Annotated in this window: 18 protein-coding genes, 1 pseudogene and 1 riboswitch; of the genes and pseudogenes, 13 read left to right on the top strand and 6 right to left on the bottom strand. The window is 69.6% G+C overall.

Going from position 1 to position 22342, the window contains the following annotated elements; all coding sequences use genetic code 11:
* Positions 1-44 precede the first annotated feature (44 nt).
* Positions 45-818 (top strand): HNH endonuclease family protein, encoded by a 774-nt coding sequence (locus PV396_RS36885; RefSeq protein WP_319212276.1) that lies wholly within the window; start codon positions 45-47, stop codon positions 816-818.
* A gap of 17 nt (positions 819-835) precedes the next feature.
* On the opposite strand, the gene PV396_RS36880 is transcribed toward PV396_RS36885, so the two are convergent.
* Both PV396_RS36880 and PV396_RS36875 read right to left on the bottom strand, forming a co-directional pair.
* Complete coding sequence (locus PV396_RS36880) at positions 836-2050, bottom strand: MFS transporter (protein WP_319212274.1); 1215 nt, start codon at positions 2048-2050, stop codon at positions 836-838.
* A gap of 14 nt (positions 2051-2064) precedes the next feature.
* The gene (locus tag PV396_RS36875) at positions 2065-2832 is read right to left on the bottom strand and encodes an SDR family NAD(P)-dependent oxidoreductase (protein ID WP_319212273.1); all 768 of its coding nucleotides are present in this window, start codon (positions 2830-2832) and stop codon (positions 2065-2067) included.
* 56 nt (positions 2833-2888) lie between these two features.
* On the opposite strand from PV396_RS36875, the gene PV396_RS36870 reads away from it, so the two are divergent.
* Entirely contained in the window at positions 2889-3893 is a 1005-nt protein-coding gene (locus PV396_RS36870) for an ArsR/SmtB family transcription factor (RefSeq protein ID WP_319212271.1), read from the top strand.
* Positions 3894-3970: 77 nt separating this feature from the next.
* Here the strand turns inward: PV396_RS36870 and PV396_RS36865 are convergent, their stop codons facing one another.
* Genes PV396_RS36865 through PV396_RS36855 form a run of 3 tightly spaced genes read right to left on the bottom strand, consistent with a single transcriptional unit; the run spans position 3971 to position 7892 of the window.
* Positions 3971-4570, bottom strand: coding sequence for a DUF6262 family protein (locus PV396_RS36865; protein ID WP_319212269.1), 600 nt, complete (start codon positions 4568-4570; stop codon positions 3971-3973).
* Complete coding sequence (locus PV396_RS36860; RefSeq protein WP_319212267.1) at positions 4567-6774, bottom strand: site-specific integrase; 2208 nt, start codon at positions 6772-6774, stop codon at positions 4567-4569. The genes PV396_RS36865 and PV396_RS36860 overlap by 4 nt, the downstream gene beginning before the upstream one ends.
* Positions 6771-7892 carry a tyrosine-type recombinase/integrase gene (locus PV396_RS36855; protein WP_319212265.1) on the bottom strand — a complete coding sequence of 374 codons (1122 nt, stop codon included), beginning with the start codon at positions 7890-7892 and terminating at the stop codon, positions 6771-6773. The genes PV396_RS36860 and PV396_RS36855 overlap by 4 nt, the downstream gene beginning before the upstream one ends.
* A gap of 123 nt (positions 7893-8015) precedes the next feature.
* Here PV396_RS36855 and PV396_RS36850 point away from each other — a divergent pair.
* Both PV396_RS36850 and PV396_RS36845 read left to right on the top strand, forming a co-directional pair.
* Positions 8016-8501, top strand: a pseudogene (locus PV396_RS36850) (HNH endonuclease family protein); the annotation flags it as partial.
* Between the two features lie 88 nt (positions 8502-8589).
* Positions 8590-9348, top strand: a complete 759-nt coding sequence (locus PV396_RS36845; RefSeq protein ID WP_319212263.1) for a GNAT family N-acetyltransferase — start codon at positions 8590-8592, stop codon at positions 9346-9348.
* A gap of 39 nt (positions 9349-9387) precedes the next feature.
* Here PV396_RS36845 and PV396_RS36840 read toward each other — a convergent pair whose 3' ends face one another.
* Positions 9388-10236, bottom strand: a complete 849-nt coding sequence (locus PV396_RS36840; protein ID WP_319212261.1) for a hypothetical protein — start codon at positions 10234-10236, stop codon at positions 9388-9390.
* Positions 10237-10586: 350 nt separating this feature from the next.
* Here PV396_RS36840 and PV396_RS36835 point away from each other — a divergent pair, with 350 nt between their 5' ends.
* The 9 genes from PV396_RS36835 (at position 10587) to PV396_RS36795 (ending at position 22079) form a co-directional block, all read left to right on the top strand.
* Entirely contained in the window at positions 10587-13025 is a 2439-nt protein-coding gene (locus tag PV396_RS36835) for an N-6 DNA methylase (RefSeq protein ID WP_319212259.1), read from the top strand.
* Positions 13026-13179: 154 nt separating this feature from the next.
* Complete coding sequence (locus PV396_RS36830; RefSeq protein ID WP_319212257.1) at positions 13180-13788, top strand: hypothetical protein; 609 nt, start codon at positions 13180-13182, stop codon at positions 13786-13788.
* A 62-nt stretch (positions 13789-13850) separates the two neighbouring features.
* On the top strand, positions 13851-15332 hold the full coding sequence (locus PV396_RS36825; protein ID WP_319212448.1) for a protein kinase domain-containing protein: 1482 nt from the start codon (positions 13851-13853) through the stop codon (positions 15330-15332).
* A 177-nt stretch (positions 15333-15509) separates the two neighbouring features.
* Positions 15510-16337 carry a glycoside hydrolase domain-containing protein gene (locus PV396_RS36820; protein ID WP_319212446.1) on the top strand — a complete coding sequence of 276 codons (828 nt, stop codon included), beginning with the start codon at positions 15510-15512 and terminating at the stop codon, positions 16335-16337.
* 213 nt (positions 16338-16550) lie between these two features.
* On the top strand, positions 16551-17213 hold the full coding sequence (locus PV396_RS36815; RefSeq protein ID WP_319212255.1) for a SurA N-terminal domain-containing protein: 663 nt from the start codon (positions 16551-16553) through the stop codon (positions 17211-17213).
* Positions 17214-17360: 147 nt separating this feature from the next.
* The gene (locus PV396_RS36810) at positions 17361-18395 is read left to right on the top strand and encodes a nucleoside triphosphate pyrophosphohydrolase (RefSeq protein WP_319212253.1); all 1035 of its coding nucleotides are present in this window, start codon (positions 17361-17363) and stop codon (positions 18393-18395) included.
* Positions 18392-19723, top strand: coding sequence for a cytochrome P450 (locus tag PV396_RS36805; RefSeq protein ID WP_319212251.1), 1332 nt, complete (start codon positions 18392-18394; stop codon positions 19721-19723). Before PV396_RS36810 ends, PV396_RS36805 begins: the two co-directional genes overlap by 4 nt.
* Before the next feature lie 162 nt (positions 19724-19885).
* Positions 19886-20962, top strand: coding sequence for a transglycosylase family protein (locus tag PV396_RS36800; RefSeq protein ID WP_319212249.1), 1077 nt, complete (start codon positions 19886-19888; stop codon positions 20960-20962).
* A gap of 183 nt (positions 20963-21145) precedes the next feature.
* A riboswitch (cyclic di-AMP (ydaO/yuaA leader) is annotated at positions 21146-21317 on the top strand.
* Between the two features lie 3 nt (positions 21318-21320).
* The gene (locus tag PV396_RS36795) at positions 21321-22079 is read left to right on the top strand and encodes a transglycosylase family protein (protein ID WP_319212247.1); all 759 of its coding nucleotides are present in this window, start codon (positions 21321-21323) and stop codon (positions 22077-22079) included.
* Positions 22080-22342 lie beyond the last annotated feature (263 nt).

Here is a 22342-nt window from a genome sequence, read left to right as displayed (position 1 = left end):
ACAGCTCACGCAGGGAGTGGTGAGCTGTGCTTACTGAGAGGGACATGAGGCACAGGGGGATCGGGAACACGCGCTTCCTTCGCATCGCAGCGGCGGCAGCAGTCGCCGCCCTCCTCGTCTCTGGATGTGAAGATCTCGGTGAAGACGACTCCTCGACCGGATCGGGGCCAGCTGCACCGGACGGACGGGCGGTCAGTCCGCTCAAGAATCCAGACGGTACGAAACCGGGACTCGCACCCGTGACGACTGACGCGGACAAGGCTGCGGCCCGCAAGCTCATCGAGGAGGCTTCCACCAAGGGGCGGGGGCCCAAGACGGGCTACGCCCGGGACAAGTTCGGCTATGCCTGGATGGACACGGCCGACGGTGTGCCGCTCGCGAGGAACGGATGTGACACGCGAAACGATCTCATCCACCGTGATGGCCAGAACCTCCGCCTCCGAGCCGGCTCCGACTGTGTGGTCATCGCGATGACGCTGCACGATCCGTACACCGGGACGACCATCGAATGGCGCAAGGCGGAGGCGTCCGAGGTACAGATAGACCATGTGGTGCCGTTGTCGTACAGCTGGCAGATGGGTTCTTCGCGATGGCCGGTGAGCAAGCGCAAGCAGCTGGCGAACGACGTGCTCAATCTGATCCCGGTCGAGGGGCGCGCCAACAGCGCCAAGGGCGATTCCGGACCCGCGTCCTGGCTGCCTCCGAACAAACAGATCAGGTGCGCGTACGCGGTCAGGTTCGCCCAGGTCGCCGTCAAGTACGAGATGCCGGTGACGGCCCCGGACAAGCAGATCATGCTGCGCCAGTGCGGCGGTTGACGAGCAGCACGGTTACCTCAACGTGGGCGGATCGGCTGATCATCGACAGTGGCCCGTGACTGGCTTCTCGTAGTTCCGGGCCTCCGGCTGTGCAGCTCCACCAGGTGGCGGGCGATGGCGAGCACCGTGAGCAGTGCCACGAGCGCGCACACGCCCCACCACCCGACCTGGCCGTAGGCGCGTACCCCGAGCCATGATCCTGCGCTGCCGCCCAGGTAGGAGCAGGTCATGTAGGCGGTGTTGAGCCTGCTGCGGGCGTCGGGGCGCAGGGCGTAGACCCGGGTCTGGTTGGCGACCATGCCGGACTGCATGGCGACATCGAGCAGCAGCGTGCCGACGACCAGAGCGGTCAGCCCCGGTACGTCGCCCCAGGCGCCGGCAGTCAGGACCGCGGCTGAGACGAGGACCGCGAGCATGCAGACGAGGTTCACCGGGTCCGGGCCGTGGCGGTCCACCAGGCGTCCGGCGAGCGGGGTGCAGAGCATGGTTGCGCCGCAGACCAGGGCGAGCAGTCCCACGGCCTGGGCGCCCATGCCGTAGACCGGACCGGTGAGGAGGAGCGTCAGGCAGGTCCACACGGCCGAGAACCCCGCGAAGACCGTCGCCTGGTAGAAGCAGGAGCGACGCAGGTCCGGCTCGGTGCGCAGCAGACGCAGTGACTCGGTCAGGAGCGCTGGGTACGGCTGACGCGAGCGCGGGGTCGCGACGGGCACCGTGCGAGCCAGAATGCTTGCGAGCAGCAGGGTCAGGGCCGCGGTCGCCAGATAGGGGGCCCGCCATCCCAGCCATTCGCCCAGCGAACCGCTGAAAGCCCGGGCAAGCAGCATGCCGCCGATCGACCCGCTCAGCAGGGTGCCGATCACCGCGCCACGGCGGTCGGCGGGCACGAGTCCGGCCGCCAGCGGACCGACGACCTGAGCGGCCACGGTGGTGAGGCCGGTGAGGGCGCTGGCGGCGATGAGGAGCGGCAGGGTTGGAGCGCAGCCTGCGGTGAGCAGGCCCAGACCGGTAAGGGCGAGCAGGACGACGAGGAACGAGCGGGACGGGAGCCGGTCACCGAGCGGCACCAGCAGGAACATTCCGGCCGTGTAGCCGACTTGGGTGGCGGTCACGGCCAGGGAGGCCGCATCAGGCGACGTGTGCAGTCCTGCGGCGACGAGCGGAATGATCGCCTGCGGGAAGTAGATGTTGCCCACGGCCACCGCGGAGGTCACGGCCAGGAGCAGGGTCATCCGACGGCTCATCCTCAGTCCACCGGTCCGCCGGCGACGTAAATGACCTGGCCGGAGACGAATCCCGCCTCGCGGCTCACCAGGAAGGACGCCGTGTGCGCGATGTCTTCCGGCTCGCCGACTCGTCCGACCGGGATGGATTTCGCCGCGCTGCGCCGGAATTCCTCGAAGTCGAGGCCGAGCCGCCGGGCGGATGCCCTGGTCATGTCGCTCACGACGAAGCCCGGGGCGATGGCGTTGGTCGTGATGCCGTGCCGTCCGAGTTGAAGGGCGAGCGTCTTGGTGAAACCGATCAGACCGGCCTTCGCGCTGCCGTAGTCGACGCGGGCGGCATCGCCGACCGCGGAGATGCTGGACATGTTCACGATCCGCCCCCAGCCGGCCGCGATCATGTGTGGGCAGACGGCACGGGTGGCGAGGAACGGGCCGCGCAGATTGGTCCCGGTGACTGTGTCCCACTGCTCCGTGGTCATCTCGACGAGCTCGGCACGGGGGCCGATGCCGGCGTTGTTGACCAGTACTTTCGGCGGCCCCAGTTCGGCGGCGATCCGGGCCACGGTGGTCTTCACCGCAGTCTCGTCGGAGACATCGGCGGCGACCGCTGTCGCCGATCCGCCGTTGCTGGTGATGGCTTCGACTGTGGCGACGCAATCCGCCTCGTCCAGGTCGATCAGGCCCACCGCCAGGCCGTCGCGTGCCAGCCGTCTGGCCACCGCGGCGCCGATTCCGTGTGCCGCACCAGTGACAATCGCCGTGTGCTGTCCATGAGTTGGGTGTGTCATGCGCGGAAGTCCACTGCATCGACGTTGCGAGGCCAATCGATGTAGCGTCTGGCTTAATGATCAGTTTTGTGCTCGGCGTCGAGGACCTTGCGGATACGCGCTTCGCCGTGTCACCCGTTCACGAGACTCTGCTCAGCCTGCGGGTGCTGCAAGACCCGGGGCTGTCCGCGTTGCACATCCCCTGGCGCAGGTCCGTGGTCGGCAGGATCGGCCCGCTCGACACCGAGCTGCTGATGTCGCTGGTCGCCCGCAGGCGCACCATCCCCGACTTCCTGACTCCGCAGCCCACGAGCTTCGCGCCCACCTTCGACGAGCAGTTGGCCGTCGTCCGCCAGACTTCACCTGCGCGGGTTCGCCATGACCTGCTGACCGCACACGCTCCCGACCCGCTTCCAGCAGCCCTGCATGACGCCGCTGTCGCCGACGACGCATCCGTCGTCAGACTTCGCGATGCCGTGTGCGAGCTCCTGCGGCAGTTCTGGGAGGTGGCCATCGAGCCGGAGTGGCGGCAGATGCGGCTGCTCCTTGAAGCCGACATGACCTACCGAGCGCGGCAACTGGCAGTGGGAGGCGCCCGCTTGTTGTTCGCCGACATGCACCCGAACCTGCGCTGGCACAACGGCGTACTGCACATCGACAAGATGATCAGCAGGCACCGTGTCGCTGCGTCTGGTCGGGGCCTGCTGCTTCTGCCGTCCGTGTTCGCGCACAAGCCGGCGCCTCCGGTCGGTCCGGAAGAGCCGCCCCGGCTCGTCTATCCGGTCCGCGGGGTGGCCACGCTGTGGGCCACCCCGCCAACCGTCGATGCCACGGCTCTTACGTCGCTGCTCGGTGCACCACGGGCAAGGCTGCTCACCCTGCTCGAAGAGCCGCTCGCCACAGTTGAGATCGCCCGACGCTTCCGTGTGACCCCGAGTGCCGTGTCCCAGCACCTGCGCGTGCTCCATGCCACGGGTCTGGTCAGCCGGGCTCGCGACGGACGGCAGGTCCTGTACCGCCGAAGCTCCCTCGGCGACCAACTGACCGGCCGCCAACAGCGCCACCAGATCGCGCCCTCTTGAGCTGGACGCCGTCGGCCTGTCTGGTCGGCCGGATCCGAGAACCGGCCGGATACACAGGGCGACCCCTTGTCAGGAGATCACTTGGAGGGCAGGGCCCGCATCGCCCGGCGGAGGCCGGCCCTGGCGGCGGTGAGGTCGTCCTCTGATTCCCGCAGGCGACACTCCAGCGAGGCCAGCCGGTCTCGGGCGTCTGACAGCTCACGGTTCAGGTCGGTGTTCTGCTGCTCCAACTCCTGGATACGTCGAACGAATTGGCCTCGGTCGACTTCGTCGAGCTCTGCACCCAGGGACAGTCGGACACGCTCCCGGAGCCGGTCACGCTCCTTCCTCAAATCCTTCATCTCATCCCGGGCGAGGGCGAGTTCGGTGCGCAGACCGGCGGGAGTGACCTGCTGTCCGTCGGTCGCCGGAGAGGTCTGGCGGCCGTGCTCCTGCTGCTCATGAATGGCGGCCTGGACGGCGTCCCGCACCCGGGGTTGGTTGTAGACGAACCAGGTGGACACCGAGGCGTCACGGGCCACCCGGGCAACTGTGACGCGCTGGCCCGAGCTGAGGAGGCCGCGTACTGCTTCCATCGCGCGTGCCGTCTTGGCCTCGCTGTCCCGGGCGCGGGCGGCTCGCAAGCGTTCGACCCGAGCGTCCCGGCCGTCGGAGCCGGAGATGGCGAGGTGCTTCATTCGGAGCTCCGCGTCGTCAGCGCCTGCACCGGGAAGAAGGCTGCGGCCGAGCGAGCTTTACGCAGCTCACGCGAGGCCGATTCGACTGTGGCCCGTTCCTCCGGTGGCATTTCCTCCAGCTTGTGCCGCATCTCGTCGGCCGACTTCGAGTAGGCGCGGATCTGGTCGTCGAAGTTGCGCACGACCCAGTCGGCGGCGTCCATAGCCACGGCCGCCTCCTTGTCGGCCCGAAGATCTGCCACCTGCTGCTCCAAGGCCGGGAGGTAGGAAGGGTCGGGCCGGTAGAAGTCACAACCGGCGCACTGGAAGCGGATTCGGCAGTGGCCGCCGCCCGCCTTCACGTTGCTGGGCTCGGTACAGCCGCCGTATGGCACCGCAACGCTCTCGACTTCGTAGGCCAGCGCGTCGCCGAAGCCTTGAGGGGTACCGTGCCGGTCGACCGCGAGCCTCGCCACCGTCTTGACGGCATCCTGCTTTCTGCTGAGCGAGACCTTGTAATAGCCCATGGTGACGTCGAGGGAGCGATGGTCCATGAGCTCCCGGAGGACGTCCGGTCGGGTCCCGGCGTCCGCGTGCCGCTGGGCGTAGGCGTGCCGGAAGCCGTACGGGACGATCTGCGTGCGGTCGTAGGCACGTGGTTTGCCGTCGTCGTCCAGCCGGTCGTCGACAAGATCCGGAATCAGTTCGTCGACCCAGGCCCGGAAGATCCTGTTGCAGAAGTTCGGTGTGGTCATGTGGCCACGCCGAGGACGGTTGCGCTGGCCCGGGGCAGGGAAGAGCCACTGTTCACAACTGGGTACGGGAGGCAGTCGGTCCAGTTCCCGTTGCCAGGACTCGATCAGTTTGGCAGTCACCTCGCTGATGGGAAGACGGCGGCCGTGACGACGCCGTTTGTGATTGTCGTAGAGGAGGGTCGGTTTGCCGTCGACCCACTCCAGGCAGCTTCGGTGCAGGCTGGTGACCTCGCCGGGACGGCGGCCGGTGTCCCGGAGGATTGTGTACGCCACCTGGTACATCCGAGCGAAGTCGGTGGCTCTCCAACCACCGCTCTCGTAGGCGGTGGAAGTGCCGAGCCGAGGGAGGTGAGCATCGAGCTGGGCGATGACATGCTCGGGGATCGCGCGGCCGATGTCGTCCTCGGACGCTTCGACGGCAGCAATGGCGTGGAACTTGGGGTTCAGGGCGAACCCACCGGGCACATGGTCCATCAGTCCTGCCTGCCGTGCGTACTCGAGAAATGCCCGCCAGGCGCGGAGTAGTGCCCGGCGGTGGCTGGTTGAGTAGTCGTGGCCGTCCTCGGGGCGCTTTGCGATGCGGAGTGTGTCCACCACGGCGCTCATGTCCGCCATGGACAATTCTTCCGGCGTATTGCCGCACGGCCGGTTGGCCAGGGCCTTGGAGGCGATTGACGCGGCGTACACGGCCTGTCTCAGATCGAGCACAGAGGGACGGACCGCGCGTCCGTACTCCTTGACCAGCTCTCGCAACCAGCCCTGTCGAATCGGCCGGAAGTCGATGGCGCCGTGTACGGCGATGTACTTGCGCCCGCTTCCACGTCCTGCGGTGAGTCCTACGAGGGAGCACTCCCAGACGTCGCCTGACGTCGGATCAGCACCCTCGAACTCGAGCCGTGCGCGGCGGACGTGAGTGAGGATGCCGTTCAGAACCCCGGCGGCAGCGGGGGGAAGGCCGCGTACGAAACTCTCGTCGAGGTCCAGGAGCGAGAGCAGCCCTGTGGGGAGTCCGGCGACGATGCGACGGATGCGCTGCGGGACCAGACTGATCCCGGCCGCGTCGCGTTGCTGAATGCCGTACAGCAGCTCATGGCATACGGCCGAAGAGAGCCCGCCCAGAGAGAACTGGGAGACCCCGGGACGGGCACCAATCCTGACATTGGGTCTGCGGCGAGCCTGGACCGGAACGTACGTCGTCTCGAAATCCTCAGGAGTGCCCTGGAGCCAGCGGGCCTTCCGGCAGGCGTCACAACGACTCCCGTTGCTGGCGACGTGGGTTGTGCAGGCGACCACGATGCAGGTGAAAACACTGGTGGCCGGGTTGCCGGGATCCGCTGTGAAGAGCAGCTCGGCCTCGTCCCACTCGGCGGCCCGCCAGCCGGAGAGGAGATGATTCGACAGCCAGTCAGCCCAGCCGGGTCCGTCCTGGAGTGGTAGCGAGACTGAGGCCAGGCGCGCGGACGGAGTCATCGGCCGGCCTCCGCGGAGACACGGTCGACAGCGGCGCGCAGGTCCTCGTCCTGCGCGTGCAGGTATACAGCCGTGCTCGCCGACGAAGCGTGACCAAGCAGCGTCTGCACAACGTCCGGTGCCACTCCGTTGCGGATCCAGCGGGTTGCCGCCGTGTGCCGCATCATGTGCGGCCGTGCGCGAAAGCCGCAGCGGTCACCGATGCGCTCGACGATCTGTTTGGCGTTGGAGTACGTCATAGGCCTGCCCACGTGCATGCCGGTGAGGTTCACGAACACGTAGTCGCAGGCGTCGGCTTCGGCTGCTTTCTCCCGTTCGGAGAGGTGGTCCCGGTACCGATGCACCGTGCCCTCCGCCAACGGCACCACCCGGTGGCGGCCCGACTTGGCCCGCGCACCGTTCGCGTTGTCCTGGCGGGGCCGGATGTGCAGGTGAGCACCACGAGTCCGGCACCCGAGATAGGTCGAGTCAGGCAGCAAGTGCATGTCCTCCCGGCGCAGCCCCAGAGCCTCGCCGATCCGTAGTCCTCCTTCCACCAGCACGGTCAGGAGCAGCCGGTCCCGAGCTGTCCGGGCCGCACTCAGGACCTCCGAGACCTGGGGCGAGGTAAGAATCGAGGGAGCCCTCTCGATCTCGGGTGCCTTCAGCACGCGCGCCTTGACCATGAGGTGCTGGCCGCCCTCGCCCGGGTCGAAGCCGATCGGCGTTGATGTCAGGAGACGTGGCTCGCTGAGCCGTGCGGCGACCTCGTGGGCGACGTGGCCATGGACGGCGCAGAACCGGAGGAACTCGCACACGGCGGTGAGGACGGCGTTGACTGTCTTGCCCGACGGTGGCTGCCCGCGCCGCGTCGCTGTCCGCTCGACGTGGAACTTGAACCGGGTCATGTCGCCCAGCGCCGCGGCCTTCCAGTCGGTGCCCCGCCCCTGGCACCAGTTGAGGAAGCGCCCGATCCGGGGGATGTAGGCACGCTGTGTCTGCGGCGAGCGCCCCGCACCGCGTAGATACAGCGCGAACTCCCGTGCCTCCGGATGGGGGCGGTACGTCTCCTCGTCGACGAGTAGCCAGGTGACCTCTCCCGTGGTGGGCGAGACGGCCTTCTCGGTACGCAATCCCACTGAGTCATCCTCTGTTCAGTAATGTCACTCATGTGCCTCTTGGTATGACTGATAACGGCGAGACACAGGGAGAGGACACGGCTGTCGCTCACGTCAATCACGAGGAAGAAGAGGATGCAGATAACCCGCGACGACATCCTCAAGCGTGATCTGGTCGACGTACGGTTCCGCAGTGGCGGCTGCAAGGTGTCCGCGGGGGAGCTGAAGCCCGACCCCTACAGCGGCAAGGACGTCGAGTTCACGAGGGGCCGCAGCGAGGTCGACATAGACCACATCGTCGCGCTCTCGGACGCCTGGCAGAAGGGCGCCAAGTACTGGGACGCCAGCAAACGCATAGCCCTCGCCAACGACCCGCTCAACCTGCGCGCCGTCGACGCGAGCACCAACCGCAGCAAGGGCGACGGTGACACGGCCACCTGGCTGCCGCCGAACAAGGCCTACCGCTGCGCGTACGTCGCCAACCAGGTCGCCGTGAAGAAGAAGTACGAGCTGTGGGTCTCGGCGGCGGAGAAGGCCGCGATGAAGGAGGTCCTGTCCGGATGCGGCGGCCAGAAACTCCCCACCGGCGGCAACCCGACCAACGCTCCCGCGCGGTTCCACGCGAACTGAGCGTGCCGGCGTCGGCGGGGTGGGTGGGTGACCTCGTCCTTGTCCTTGTCCTCGGGCGACGGGCGGGCCGCGGAGTACCGTCTCGCCCATGGAGTCCACGGAGTTGAAGGTCTCGTCCCTCGCCGAGCGGCCCGACATGTACCGGCAGGTCGTCGAAATGCCGGACACCTGGCCCGAGTTGATGCAGCACGACTTCACGGGCAACGCCCACTACGACCGGATCGCCAGGGAACTCCCCGAGTACGTCCTGTTCGCCGAGGACGAGCGGGGCGAGATCGTGGCCCACGCCTACAGCGTGCCCTTCGCCCTCGCCGCCGAGGGGCGGGGCGGCGGTGAACTGCCTGCCCGGGGCTGGGACCAGGTCCTGGTGTGGGCGTTCCAGGACCTGCGCGCCGGTACCCGTCCGGACACCGTGAGCGCGATCTCGATCGTCGTCTCCCCGCACGCTCAGGGGACGGGACTGTCCGGACGTATGCTCGCGGCGATGCGGGACAACGCAGCCGCCCACGGTTTCCGCGAGGTCGTCGCACCCGTCCGGCCGAGCGCCAAGCACCTGGAGCCGCGGACACCGATCGCCGAGTACGCGTACCGGGTGCGCGAGGACGGACTGCCCCACGACCCGTGGCTGCGCGTGCACGCCCGGGCGGGCGCCACCGTCGTCGCCATGGCGCCGGCGTCGATGTGCGTCGCGGCCTCGCTGGAGGAGTGGCGCGCCTGGACTGGCCTGCCCTTCGACCGCACCGGCGAGGTGGAGGTGCCGGGGGCGCTGACTCCGGTGCGGTGCGATCTGGAGCACGGGTACGGGGTGTATGTGGAGCCCAACGTGTGGATGCGGCACGTCCTTTGACCGCTGGTCTGGCTTTGACCGCTGGTCCAGCGGCCGGGTTCAGCCGCCCAGGGCGTCCAGGTCGAGGATCTCGCCGCTGGGCTTCTGGGCCGAGACGGGCTTGTCGTAGTCGCTGAAGGTGACGGTCCCCGGGTCCTTCCTGGACTTGCTGTCGACCTTGAGGAGATAGGGCTTGCCCTCACCGGCGACGTACATCGTGGTCGTGTCCTTGCCGTCCTTCTCCGTGACGACGACGGCCGGCACACCGCCGACGGTCGTCGTCGCACCGCGCGTCACATTGGAGCTGGCCCCGGAACCGGCGTCCTTGAACTCGGCGAGCACCTCGTCGAGATCACAGAAGCCCGCCATGTCCTTGGCGTCGGAGCCGGTCGCGGACATCTTGGTCCACTTCCCGGCGAGCAGGGCCACCACCCCGTCGGTCTCCTCCTTCGAAGAACCCTCGCTCTGCGCACGCAGGAACTTCTCGTCGTACCGCATGTAGAGCGTGGAGCCGGACTTCACGAGGTCGGCGTTGCCCTGACCGTTCAGGCTCATCGATCCGGCGCAGTCACCTCGTTTGTCGAGGGCCATGTCGATCCGGATGGTGCCGCCGCTCTCGTCGTCCGGGACGGTGCCCGTCATCCGGAGCGACGAGGCACCCGACGTCGCCGTCAGCGCCCGCTCGGCTATGTCGTCGGCGGTGAGCCCGGCGAACGGGTCCTTGGGCTTGACTGCCGAGTCGTCCGCCGTTTCGGCGCCGGCCGTCCCGCCGGTTGCCGTACCGGTTGTCGTACCGGTTGATTTGTCGGCCACCTTGTCGGAGGCCGTGTTCTCGCTCGACTGACAGCCGACGACTCCAGCGGCGGTGACGGCGGTGAGGCAGAGGGCGGCAAGAGTGGTTCGGCGCATGACGGTTCCTCCGGGTGGCGGTGGTGGTGGCGGGTGGGTGATGGGTGGTGGTGGCGCAGTCCCCTGTGCTGCGCCACCAGCATCCGGCTGGGAGACGAGAGGGAACCGTCTGTTTCTGGCGGATCCCCGGCTGATCCTGTTCGCTGCGTCAATGACAGCAGAACGTGTGAACCGAGTCAACGCGATCCACGCTATGACATCAGTTCACGCCGTGAATGCGCAGATCTTGCGTGCGCCGGTATGCTCGGCGCCACATGTGAACGAAGGTTGTGCGACTGCGGCTGTGTACGGCTGACCAGAGCCGCACGGCGAACGCCGGAGTCACGCACGGGACGAGGGGAGCGCGGCGCGTGCAGGACAACGCCACGGAAGTGACCGCCGCCGGAATCGCACGGCTCGCGGGCGTCGGACGCGCCGCCGTGAGCAACTGGCGTCGCCGTCACGCCGACTTCCCCAAGCCGGTCGGCGGCACCGAGGCCAGCCCCGCCTTCGCCCTGGCCGAGGTCGAGTCCTGGCTCCGCCGCCAGGGGAAACTCGCCGAAGTGCCCCTTCGTGAACGCGTCTGGCAACAGCTCGTCGGTCACCCCGAGGGGCCGGCGACCGCCCTCGTCCACGCGGGCTGCGTCCTGCTGCTCATCCATGACCGCCCGACCGTCTGGCTGGAGCTCGGCGCCGTCTCCGACGAACGCGTCGCCGCCCGCCTGCCCGCCGAGCTGGAACAGGTGATCGCGCCGCGCTTCGGTGCCGTCGGGAAGCGCGGTGTTCACAGCTCGCCTGCTGTGCGGGGAGTTCACACGGGCGCGGTCGCGCAGGGAGTTCACAGTGCGGCTGGTGTTCGAGGGGTTCACACTCCGCCGGGTGGGCGCGGCGGAGTGGCTGTGAACGAGCCGCAAAGTGTGAACGCGCCGGGCGCTGTGAACAGCCCGGCCGACGTTCACGCCTCGCCTCCCGCGTCCGGGGTTTACAGCACCCCCTCCGCGTCCGGGGTTCACACCGCCCCCGCGCCACCCGGCGTACACAGCCCGCCCGGGGTTCACAGCACCCCGGCCGCCTCCGGCGTACACGCGGCACCCCCCGTAAACGTCGCCCCTGCCGCCCCCGCCGCCCCCGCCGTGACCACCCCCACCGGCCCCCAGCTCCTCCCCTCCGTCCCTCTCCTCCGCGGTGTCGCCGAGCTTGCCGCCGAGATGGGGGCGCGGCAGGCGTACGAGTTCCTGGTCGGGCGGCATCTCGATGCCAACCCGCGGCAGTACACGCTCACCCCGGCCGAGCCGGCCCGGCTCATGGGGGAGCTCGCCGGGCCGGCGCGCACCGTCCTCGATCCGGCCTGTGGCACCGGTGCGTTGCTGCGGGCCGTTCCGGTGCCGGGGGCGCGGGAGGTCGAACGGGACGACTCCGAGCGGGAGTTGTACGGGCAGGACAGTGCCCCGGAGCTGGCCGCGCTCACCGCGCTCCGGCTCGCGTTGCAGGGGCGGAGCGTGGTGCGTACGGCGGTGGGGGACACGCTTCGCGGTGACGCGTATCCGGGGCTCAGGGCCGACGTCGTCCTCTGCCATCCGCCGTTCAACGAGCGCAACTGGGGGCATGACGAACTCGCGTACGACGCCCGCTGGGAGTACGGGTTTCCGGCCCGCAACGAGTCCGAGCTGGCCTGGGTGCAGCATGCGCTCGCCCGGCTCAGGGACGGCGGTACCGCTGTACTGCTGATGCCGCCGGCTGCCGCGTCCCGGCGTTCGGGGCGGCGGATCCGGGCCGATCTGCTGCGGCGCGGTGCGCTGCGCGCGGTGATCGCGCTGCCGGTCGGCGCGGCACCCCCGTACAACATCCCGCTGCACCTGTGGGTTTTGCGGCGGCCGGACAAGGCGTCGGCGCAGCCCGAGGTGCTGCTCGTCGACACCGGGACCGTCGCCGAGCACAGTGGGCAGGGCGGTCGCGGGGGGCTCGACTGGGAGGCGGTGCGCGCCGCCGTGCTCGACGCCTGGCGGCCCTTCGAGCGGGCCGGTACGGCGGTCGAACAGCCGGGGGTTGCGCGTTCCGTGCCCGTCATCGAGCTTCTCGACGACGACGTCGATCTCGCCCCTGCCCGTCACCTCCCGCCCGCCACCGTGGGCGACAGCGAACACCTGAGCGACGTACGGGAGCAGCTCGGCGAGACCCTGCGGCTGACCGCCGACCTCACACCGCCCGCTCCCGCCGCCCCCGCAGGACCCCCCGAGGCCGGTCGGCCGGGGCGCTGGCCCCTCATCACCATCGGGGAACTCGCGCGCGGGGGCGCCCTGGTGATGCGTACGGGTGGAAATGGCGGCAACGCGCGCGTGCCCGTGCTCACCGACAGCGACGTCCTCGCCGGAACCGCTCCCTCCGGAACGCTGCCCGAGAGCGACGAGGAGGCCGTGCGGGTGGCGGCGGGGGACGTCGTCGTGCCGGTGCTGGGCGGCGGGTCCGTCGCGCGCGTGGTCGACGACGCGACCGCGGGAGCCGTGCTCGGCCGAAGCCTCGTCCTCCTGCGGCCCGATCCGGCCGCCCTCGACCCGTGGTTCCTCGCCGGCTTCCTGCGCGGCAGCGCCAACAACCGGCAGGCCAGCAGCTACGCGTCGACCGCGACCCGGCTCGACGTGCGCAGGCTGCAACTGCCCCGGCTGCCGCTGCCCGAACAGCGGCGCTACGGCACACGGTTCAGGGCACTCGCCGAGTTCGAGGAGGCCCTGCGCCACGCGAACCGGCTCGGCGGACAGCTCGTGCGGGGCATGTACGACGGGCTGACGGACGGAAGCGTCGCCCCCGACTGACGCCTCGGCCGATGTCCCGACCTACGCACCGCTGACAACGGTTCGGTACAACCCGGACCTGTTGTCGGTGTCGGGCTATACGCTCGAACTCCTACGTCGAACCTGCCACTCGTACGCCCGTCCCCTGTTGGCACCACCCGGTCCAGGAGCAGTCATGTACGGCCCCGGCGCGCCGCCGCCAACCCGCAGCGCGGGCACTGTCATCACCTTGCGCGTGCTGTTCACCGTCGCCGCCTTCCTCTCGTGCGGCGTTCTGGCGTGTCTGCCGCTGTTCCGGGTCGCCATCCTGCGCGGCCGGTGGTTCAACTGGACGGCGGCCTGGTTGAGCCTGCCGCTCGCCGTCGTGTGCTTCGCCGTGGTCGGCACGGTGGAGGAGAACGACCCCAAGGGCGACATCGCCCTCGCCCTCGTGATGCTCCTGGGCGCCCTGGCCGGCACCTACTTCCTGATCATGGACATACGGCCGGACAACCACCGCAGCCAGTACGCCGGTTACGCGCAGCCCCAGCCCCAGCCCGGGACCACGCCCTCGCCCCCCGGGTACGGCTACCCGGCGCCGTCGCCGTCGCCGTACGCGAACATGCAGTCCGGGCCGCAGCCCCCCATGCCCCACACGCCGATACCCCAGCCGCAAGCCCAGCCCCAGCGCCCCACGCACGCCCGTATCGACCAGGTGCGCGCCGAACTCGACGAGCTCAGCGACTACCTGCGCAAGCACGACACCAACGGCAACGGCAACGGCGAACACGGGGGCGGACGGTGAGCGTGGCGGCATCGACGTCGGCGTCGGCGTCGACGGGACGCGTCATCGCCGACCGGTACGAACTGTCCACGCTCATCGGACAGGGCGGCATGGGCCAGGTCTGGACGGCGTACGACCAGCGGCTGGACCGGCGCGTCGCAGTCAAACTGCTGCGCCCGGACAAGGTCGCGGGCCAGGAGGCCGACGAACTGCGCCGCCGCTTCGTACGCGAGTGCCGGGTGACCGCCCAGGTCGACCACCCCGGGCTCGTCACCGTGCACGACGCGGGCAGCGATGACGAGGAACTGTTCCTCGTCATGCAGTACGTCGACGGCGCCGACCTCTCCGACCACCTCGCCGAACACGACCCGTACCCCTGGCAGTGGGCGGTCGCCGTGGCCGCGCAACTGTGCGCCGTGCTGAGCGCCGTGCACGCCGTGCCGATCGTCCACCGCGACCTCAAGCCGCGCAACGTGATGGTGAAGCAGGACGGCACGATCACCGTCCTCGACCTCGGCGTCGCCTCGGTCATGGACACGGACACCACCCGCCTCACCCACACCGGCTCACCCATCGGCTCGCCCGCCTACATGGCCCCCGAGCAGGCGATGGGCGGCGCGGTCGGCCCCTACACGGACCTGTACGCACTCGGCGTACTCCTCCACGAACTCCTCGCCGGAGACGTGCCGTTCTCCGGCTCGACAGCCCTCGGGGTGCTCCACCGGCACCTCTACGAACCGCCGCTGCCCGTGCGCCGCCTCAGACCCGAGGTGCCCGAGGCGCTGGAAGCGCTCGTCCTGCGACTGCTCGCCAAGGACCCGCAGCACCGGCCCGCCTCCGCGCAGGAGGTGTACGAGCATCTGGCGCTGCTCCTCCCGGCGCGCGGCATGCCCACCGGCGCGCCCCTCGACCCCACCCGCCCCTTCCTGCGCCCGCACGCCCCCTGGCCGGACCGCGCCCGCACCCCAGCACCCCAGCCGACGGCCGCCCCGGCAGCCGAGCGACCCGATGTCGCCGGAGCCGTCGACGAGGTCAAGCGTCTCCTCGGCGAGGGCCGCATCACCCAGGCCGTCGACATCCTCGGCGCGATCCTGCCCGCCGCCGCCGAACAGCACGGCGAGCACTCCCCGGTCGTCCGCACCCTGCGCAAGCAGTACGCGGCCACCCTCATGGACGACGGCCAGTACCGGCGCGCCCTGCCCGAACTGCGCCGCCTCGCCGACGAACGCGCCGCCGAGGCCGGCCAGGCCGACCCCCAGTCGCTGCGCTTCCGCTACGACGCCGCCCAGTGCCTCGAACAACTCGGCGAACCCGCCGCGGCCCTCGCCGAGTACCGCGCCCTCCTGCCGTACTACGAGAACCAGTACGTCGCCGGTGACCCGGAACTCTCCCTCGACGTCCGCCGCCGTATCGGCCACCTCCTGCTCGCCCTCGGCGACCGCAACGCCGCCCGCGACACCCTCGCCCGCCTCCTCCACGACGTTGACCGCCTGCGCGGCCCCGGCCATCCGCTGGCAGCGGAGATCCGACGCACCCTGGAGTGGCTGGGACAGGTACGCGGCTAGGGTTTGCCGCGGCTTGAGCGAATCTTGTGGGTCCCCGGGGCCGAACTTTCCCGAACACGGGAACGGCGCCGGTTACGTTGCGACCTGCTTTCCTGTCGCACAACGTCAAAGCACAACGTCAAAGCACAACGTCAAAGCACAACGTCATGTCGCAGAACCAGGGGTGGGTTTCACGTGGTGTCCAGTCACCGGCAGTCCAAGAAGCGCAGGTACATCGCCTGGGCGGTGGCAGGTGCGGCCGTCGTCGCCGGGGCCGGACTCGCCGCGCAGTCCTCGATGGCCGCCACCACCTGGCCGGCCCAGCGCACCTACACCGGCCGCGCGTTCGACACCTGCACCGCACCCTCCGTCGCCGCGATGAAGGCCTGGCACGGCGGCCTCTATGGCGCCGCCGCCGTCTACATAGGCGGCAAGAACCGCGGCTGCGCCCAGCCCAACCTCACCGCGTCCTGGGTGAAGTCGGTCAGCGCGCAGGGCTGGAAACTGATCCCCCTGTACGTCGGAGCCCAGCCGTCCTGCCAGACCGGTTCCAGCCCCGAGAAGCTCACCGCCGCCACGGCCGCCTCCCTCGGCGCGACGGACGCGGCGGACGCGGTCGCCAAGGCCTCGGCGCTCGGCATGAAGGCCGGCAGCCCGGTGTACCTCGACATGGAGGCGTACGACATCACGAACAAGGCGTGCAACGACGCCGTACTGACGTACGTACGCGCCTTCACCAAGACACTGAACGCCAAGACGTACCGGTCCGGCTACTACGGCTTCACCAGTTCCAGCGCGAAGGCGATCGCCCAGGCCACCGACCGCACCAACCTGCCGGGCAACATGTGGTACGCGCTGTGGGACAAGCAGAACACCACCACCGGGGACTGGCCCTTCGGCGCCACGCAGTGGACCAACCACAGCCGGGCCCACCAGTACATGGTCAACAGCAAGGAGACGCGCAACGGGTACACGATCACCGTGGACCGTGACGCGTGGGACGCACCGGTGGCGATCACCGGCTGAGGCTGAGCCGAGGCCGGAGGCCGCCCGGCTCGGAGGAGGCGGTGCCCGAAGTCCCGGTGAATCGTTGGTCGAATGGCTTGGCCAGAGCCCAGCCACTGCCTAACATCGATCACCGCAAGACTTTGTGCGCCCGCCCGTCGCCCGACCACCACCCCTCAACGAGACGCTGCGCGCCGCACCTTCTGGTCTGCACAATCTCCTCAGGAGGCTTCCTTGCACCGCCGTCGTCGCACCGCGCTCCTTCTCTCCGCCGCGATCGTCGCCGCGGCCCCCCTCCTCACCGCCTGCGGCAACGACGCGCATCCCGGCGCGGCCGCCGTCGTCGGCGGGCACCGGATCACGGTCGCGCAGCTGGAGAGCAGGGTGAACGAGGTACGCACGGCGCAGCGCGCGGCCGCCCCGGACCAGGCCCAGTACGCACAGGCCGTCGCCAGAACCGGCAGCCTCACCCGGGACACCCTGCACACCTTGGTCCTCGACCGCGTGCTCAACCAGGCCGCGAAGGACGCGGGCGTCTCCGTCAGCCGCAAGGACGTCCAGAGCCTGCGGGCCTCCCTGGAACAGCAGGCGGGCAGCTCGAAGGCGCTCGAGGACACCTGGCTCCAGCAGTACGGCGTCGCCCCGGGCCGCCTCGACGACAGCCTGCACACCGAGATCACGGCCCAGAAGCTGGCCACCGCACTCGGCGCCGACATGAACACGCCGGACGGCCAGGCCACGTTCTGGAAGGCGATGTCCGAGGCCTCCAAGAGCCTCGACGTCGACCTCAACCCGCGCTACGGCACCTGGGACGTCCAGAAGAGCGGCCGAGTCGACGCGAAGACTCCCTGGGTACGGGAGATCACGGCGGCCCAGGCCCCTCAGGGGACGGCGTAGGAGTTACGGCGTGACGGCCACGGCGTAACGGTTGTCCGTACGGGTGTGCGGGCACCCGTGGCCATGAGCGCGGCCTGTGGACAACCGCCTGAGGGCAGCCGCCTGTGGATAACCGTGGGGGCTGTCGGCGGCGTGAGTTACGTTCGGATGGTGAACGCAACCAGCGGCTTCGAGACCGCTCCGGAGACGGAGACCGACCCCGGTCGTGTCGTCCTGCTCACCACCAGCCACCGCGTCGCCCCCGGCCTGCTGTCCTGGCCCGCCTGGCAGACGCTGCACGCGGCCGACCAGGTGCTGTGCGCGGACGGTACGCATCCGCAGCTGCCGTATCTGCGGGACGCCGGCATAGCGGTCGAGGAGATGTCCCCGACCGCCGAGGACCTGGTCCACGCCTGCGCCGGCGCGCGGACGGTCGTGGTCGTGACGACGGGCGAGGGCGACCCGGCCCTCACCGACGGCCTGGCCCGCCTCGCCGGATCCGGCCGCGTACAGATGCCCGACCTGGAACTCCTCCCCGCCTCCTACGACCTCCCCGGCGCCCGCCTCCTCGACCTCGTCCAGGTCATGGACCGCATCCGCCTGGAGTGCCCCTGGTCCTCCCGCCAGACCCACAAGGGCCTGGTGAAGTACAGCATCGAGGAGGCGTACGAACTCGTCGATGCCATCGAGGAGGGCGACCGCGACGAGCTGCGTGAGGAACTGGGGGACGTCCTGCTCCAGGTCGTCTTCCACGCCCGCATCGCCGAGGACGCGAACGAGGAGGAGGACGGCGAGGCCCCCTTCTCGATCGACGACGTGGCGGCCGGCATCGTCACGAAGCTGATCCACCGCCACCCGCACGTCTTCGGCGACGCGACGGCGTCCACACCGGAGGACGTCAAGGAGCACTGGCTGCGCACCAAGGCGATAGAGAAGCGGCGGGAGTCGGTGACGGACGGCGTCCCCCTGGGCCAGCCGGGCCTCGCGCTGGCCGCGAAACTGGCCTCCCGGGTCCACACGGCAGGCCTGGACGTCCCGCTGCCGCAGGGCGAGGGCATCGGATACGAGCTGTTGCACATGGCGGTACGGGCGGAGAGCGAGGGCGTGGATCCGGAGGCGGCGTTGCGGGTGGCCGCGCGGGCCTACCGGGACGCGGTGCGGGTGAAGGAGGGGGTGACGCGGACGGCTACCGTCACCGAGTGACCAACCAGCCGCCCTCCTCGCCCTCACCCCCGCCCCCACCCTCGCCCTCACCCCCTGCCCCCGAACTCTTCACCTGGGAGTTCGCCACCGACCCCTACCCCGCCTACGCCTGGCTCCGTGAGCACGCGCCGGTGCACCGGACGAAGCTGCCCAGCGGGGTAGAGGCCTGGCTGGTCACGCGGTACGGGGACGCCAAGCAGGCCCTTGCCGACCCGCGGCTGTCCAAGAACCCCGCCCATCACGACGAGCCCGCGCACGCCAGGGGCAAGACCGGTATCCCCGGCGAGCGCAAGGCCGAGTTGATGACGCATCTGCTCAACATCGATCCGCCGGATCACACCAGGCTGCGCAGACTCGTCGCCAAGGCCTTCACCCCGCGCCGGGTCGCCGAGTTCGCGCCCCGCGTCCAGGAACTCACCGACGATCTCATCGACCGGTTCGCGGCGCGCGGCTCCGCCGATCTCATCCACGAGTTCGCGTTCCCGCTGCCGATCTACGCGATCTGCGACCTGCTGGGCGTGCCCCGCGAGGACCAGGACGACTTCCGCGACTGGGCCGGGATGATGATTCGGCACGGGGGAGGGCCCCGGGGCGGGGTCGCCCGGTCGGTCAAGAAGATGCGGGGCTATCTCGCCGAGCTGATCCACCGCAAGCGCGAGGCGCTGTCCGACGTACCCGAACCCGGCGAGGACCTCGTCTCCGGGCTCATCCGGGCCTCCGACGAGGGTGAGCACCTCAGCGAGAACGAGGTCGCCGCGATGGCGTTCATCATCCTGTTCGCCGGTTTTGAGACGACCGTGAACCTGATCGGCAACGGGGTCCACACCCTCCTCGCCCATCCCGACCAGCGCGCCCGTCTCCAGGACTCCCTCGCCGCCAAGGACTCCTCCCTCCTCGAAACCGGCGTCGAGGAACTCCTGCGCTACGACGGCCCCGTCGAACTGGCCACCTGGCGCTTCGCCACCCGGCCGCTCAGCATCGGCGGGCAGGACATCGCGACCGGCGATCCCGTCCTCGTCGTACTCGCCGCCGCGAACCGGGACCCGGCGCGGTTCGCCGAACCCGACACCCTCGACCTCGGACGCCGGGACAACCAGCACCTCGGGTACGGCCACGGCATCCACTACTGCCTCGGCGCACCGCTCGCCCGGCTGGAGGGGCGCAGCGCCCTCGCCACCCTCCTCACCCGTCTCCCCGACCTGCAACTCGCCGTGGATCCAGTCGAGTTGAGATGGCGGGGCGGGCTCATCATGCGTGGACTGCGCACCCTGCCCGTCGAGTTCACGTCGACGACCGAATCGGGCGGGTCCTCGTCGGCGGTGCGGTAGCAGGTCACGGCAAGGTGACGCTCCGTCAGCAATGTGATCTTCACGTGATCTGCGCGGCATGAACTTGTGACAACTGATCGTCTGCCGATACGTTCGAGCACTAGTGCGACGCCCCCGCAGTATTCGTCGCACTGTCCCCACTGTCTCGCGAAAGGCCACCGCATGCTCTCCGGGAACGGTCGTCACCGTCGCCCCCGTCAGGCCCCGGCTCTGCTGGTCGCGGCCGGCGTGACCGGCTCCGCCATGGCCCTTCCGCTGCTCGCCGCGAGCGGCGCCAGCGCGGCCAGCGGTGCCACCTGGGACAGGGTCGCGGAGTGCGAGAGCGGCGGCTCCTGGAGCGACAACCCCGGCAACGGGTTCTACGGCGGGCTCCAGTTGACCCAGACGGACTGGGAGAAGTACGGCGGCCTCGCCTTCGCCCCGAGCGCCGACCAGGCCAGCCGTTCGCAGCAGATCTCCGTCGGCGAGAAGATACTCGCCGACCAGGGGGCCGGGGCCTGGGAGGCCTGCGCGGTGCTGTCCGGGCTCGGCAAGGACACCAGCCCGGCCGACGTCGACACAGGCGTGGCCGGGAGTGGGACCGAGGGCGACGCCTCAGGGTCGGGTACGGCGACCGAGTCGGGTCTGGGCCTGGGTCTGGGTACTTCTTCCGGCTCCTCCTCGTCTTCGTCCGCAGACTCTTCGTCCGCCGACTCCTCTTCCTCGTCCTCCTCCTCGTCGGTGGCGCCCACGCCCGCCGGGTCCCCTGTCGACGACTCCGCGGCCTCCGGCGACTCCTCGGGCTCCTCCAAGCCCTCCGGGTCCTCCCAGTCCCCCTCGCCGTCCGCGGCTGCGACCGACGCCGCCGGTGGGGCCGACTCGGGTGACTCGGTCGCCCCGCCCGCCTCGCCGGTCCCTTCCTCGCCGTCGGCCGGTACGGGCGAGGTGCAGGAAGGCGACAGTTCACCCACAGATGCGACAAATGGGAAAGAGTCGGACAACTCCCAGCAGTTCGTGGGAATCGGGATCGACGGAAGCGGCAGTGTGGCCACTCCCGGTACCGGGCGTCACCGTGGTGACGCCGAAGGGTCGTACACCGTCCGTACCGGGGACACCCTCTGGAGCATCGCCGACTCCCTGGGCCTCGCGGGCGGATGGTCCGGGCTCTTCGCCGAGAACGAGCACACCGTCGGCACTGATCCCAACCACATCCTCCCCGGTCAGACCCTCGCTGTCGGTGTCGAACCGGTGCAAAAGTAGCCGGAGTTCGCGTCACGATTCGAGCTGAATGTCCGTTATGAATGCGGTGAGAGATAGATCTCAGAAGCCCTGATCGTCTTTGTATTTCAGAGGATCAGCTGTTTACGGTCGTCATCGCCCGCCACAGTGGGCCCCGTCGGTCGCAACGCCGAATCCTGCCACCGGCCGCACGGGAACAGTCGTCGCTGTCAAGCGCCGTAGGCAGGAGCGGGGGACCCAAGGTAGGCGCCGCACCGGGCAGTTGTCCGGAGCGGCTCGGGGTGAAGCCGTACGCCGCCCGACAGGGGCGTACGGCCGGGCAACTCAACCGGCCCGAACCCGACAGCTCACCTCGCAGGCGTCGGTGAGGGGATCTTTCATGCTGTTTTCCGGCAAGGGCAAGCACCGTCGTCCGTCCAAGGCCAGCCGCGCCGTCGCCATCGCCGGCGTGACCGGTGCCGCCGTCGCCGCTCCGCTGCTGGCGGCCGGCTCCGCCTCCGCCGCCACCTCCGCCGAGTGGGACGCCGTCGCCCAGTGCGAGTCCGGCGGCAACTGGTCCATCAACACCGGCAACGGCTACTACGGCGGTCTGCAGTTCTCCGCCTCGACCTGGGCCGCGTACGGCGGCACGGCGTACGCGTCCACCGCCAACCAGGCCTCCAAGGCCCAGCAGATCGAGATCGCCGAGAAGGTCCTCGCGGGCCAGGGCAAGGGTGCCTGGCCGGTCTGCGGCACGGGCCTGTCCGGCGCCGCCTACGACGGCGGTTCGAGCAGCAACACGGGCGCCGGTACGAGCGACAACTCGTCCAGCAGCAGCAGCAACAACAGCGGCAGCAGCGGCAGCAGCAACAACAGCGGCTCCAGCAACTCCGGTGAGACCGCCACCCGCTCCACCGACAACCAGCAGGCCTCCCGTTCGCAGGAGCGGCCCGCCGCGAAGAAGACCGTCACCACCCCGACCGGCAAGAAGGTCAAGAAGGGCGACGGCGAGTACAAGGTCGTCAAGGGCGACAGCCTCAGCGCGATCGCCGAGGCGCACGACGTCAAGGGTGGCTGGCAGAAGCTCTTCGAGCTGAACAAGGACATCATCGACGACGCCGACTTCATCTACCCGGGCCAGCAGCTGCACCTCGGCTGATCCCGGTCGCCCGCCGGCTCCGACACCTCCCCCAAGCGGTTCGGAGAACAGCCGGTGAGAAGGTGAACCGCAGGGCTCTCACGCCCGTGCCCTTCATTGTGAGGGCCTCGTGAGGGCCACCCCCGTCCCCCACGGGCTCCCCGCCCCGGTGCGTTCTCCCCCGTACGGGTAGTGGATCGGGCCTAGTAAAACGTCCCTTTAAATCGAAGGCTGAGGGCCCGATCGACCCACTACATTAAAGGTCATCGGCGTTCATACCCTTT

The sequence above is a fragment of the Streptomyces sp. ME02-8801-2C genome, assembly GCF_033793965.1.
Lineage (GTDB): Bacteria > Actinomycetota > Actinomycetes > Streptomycetales > Streptomycetaceae > Streptomyces.
This window is presented reverse-complemented; position numbering and strand designations above follow the sequence as displayed.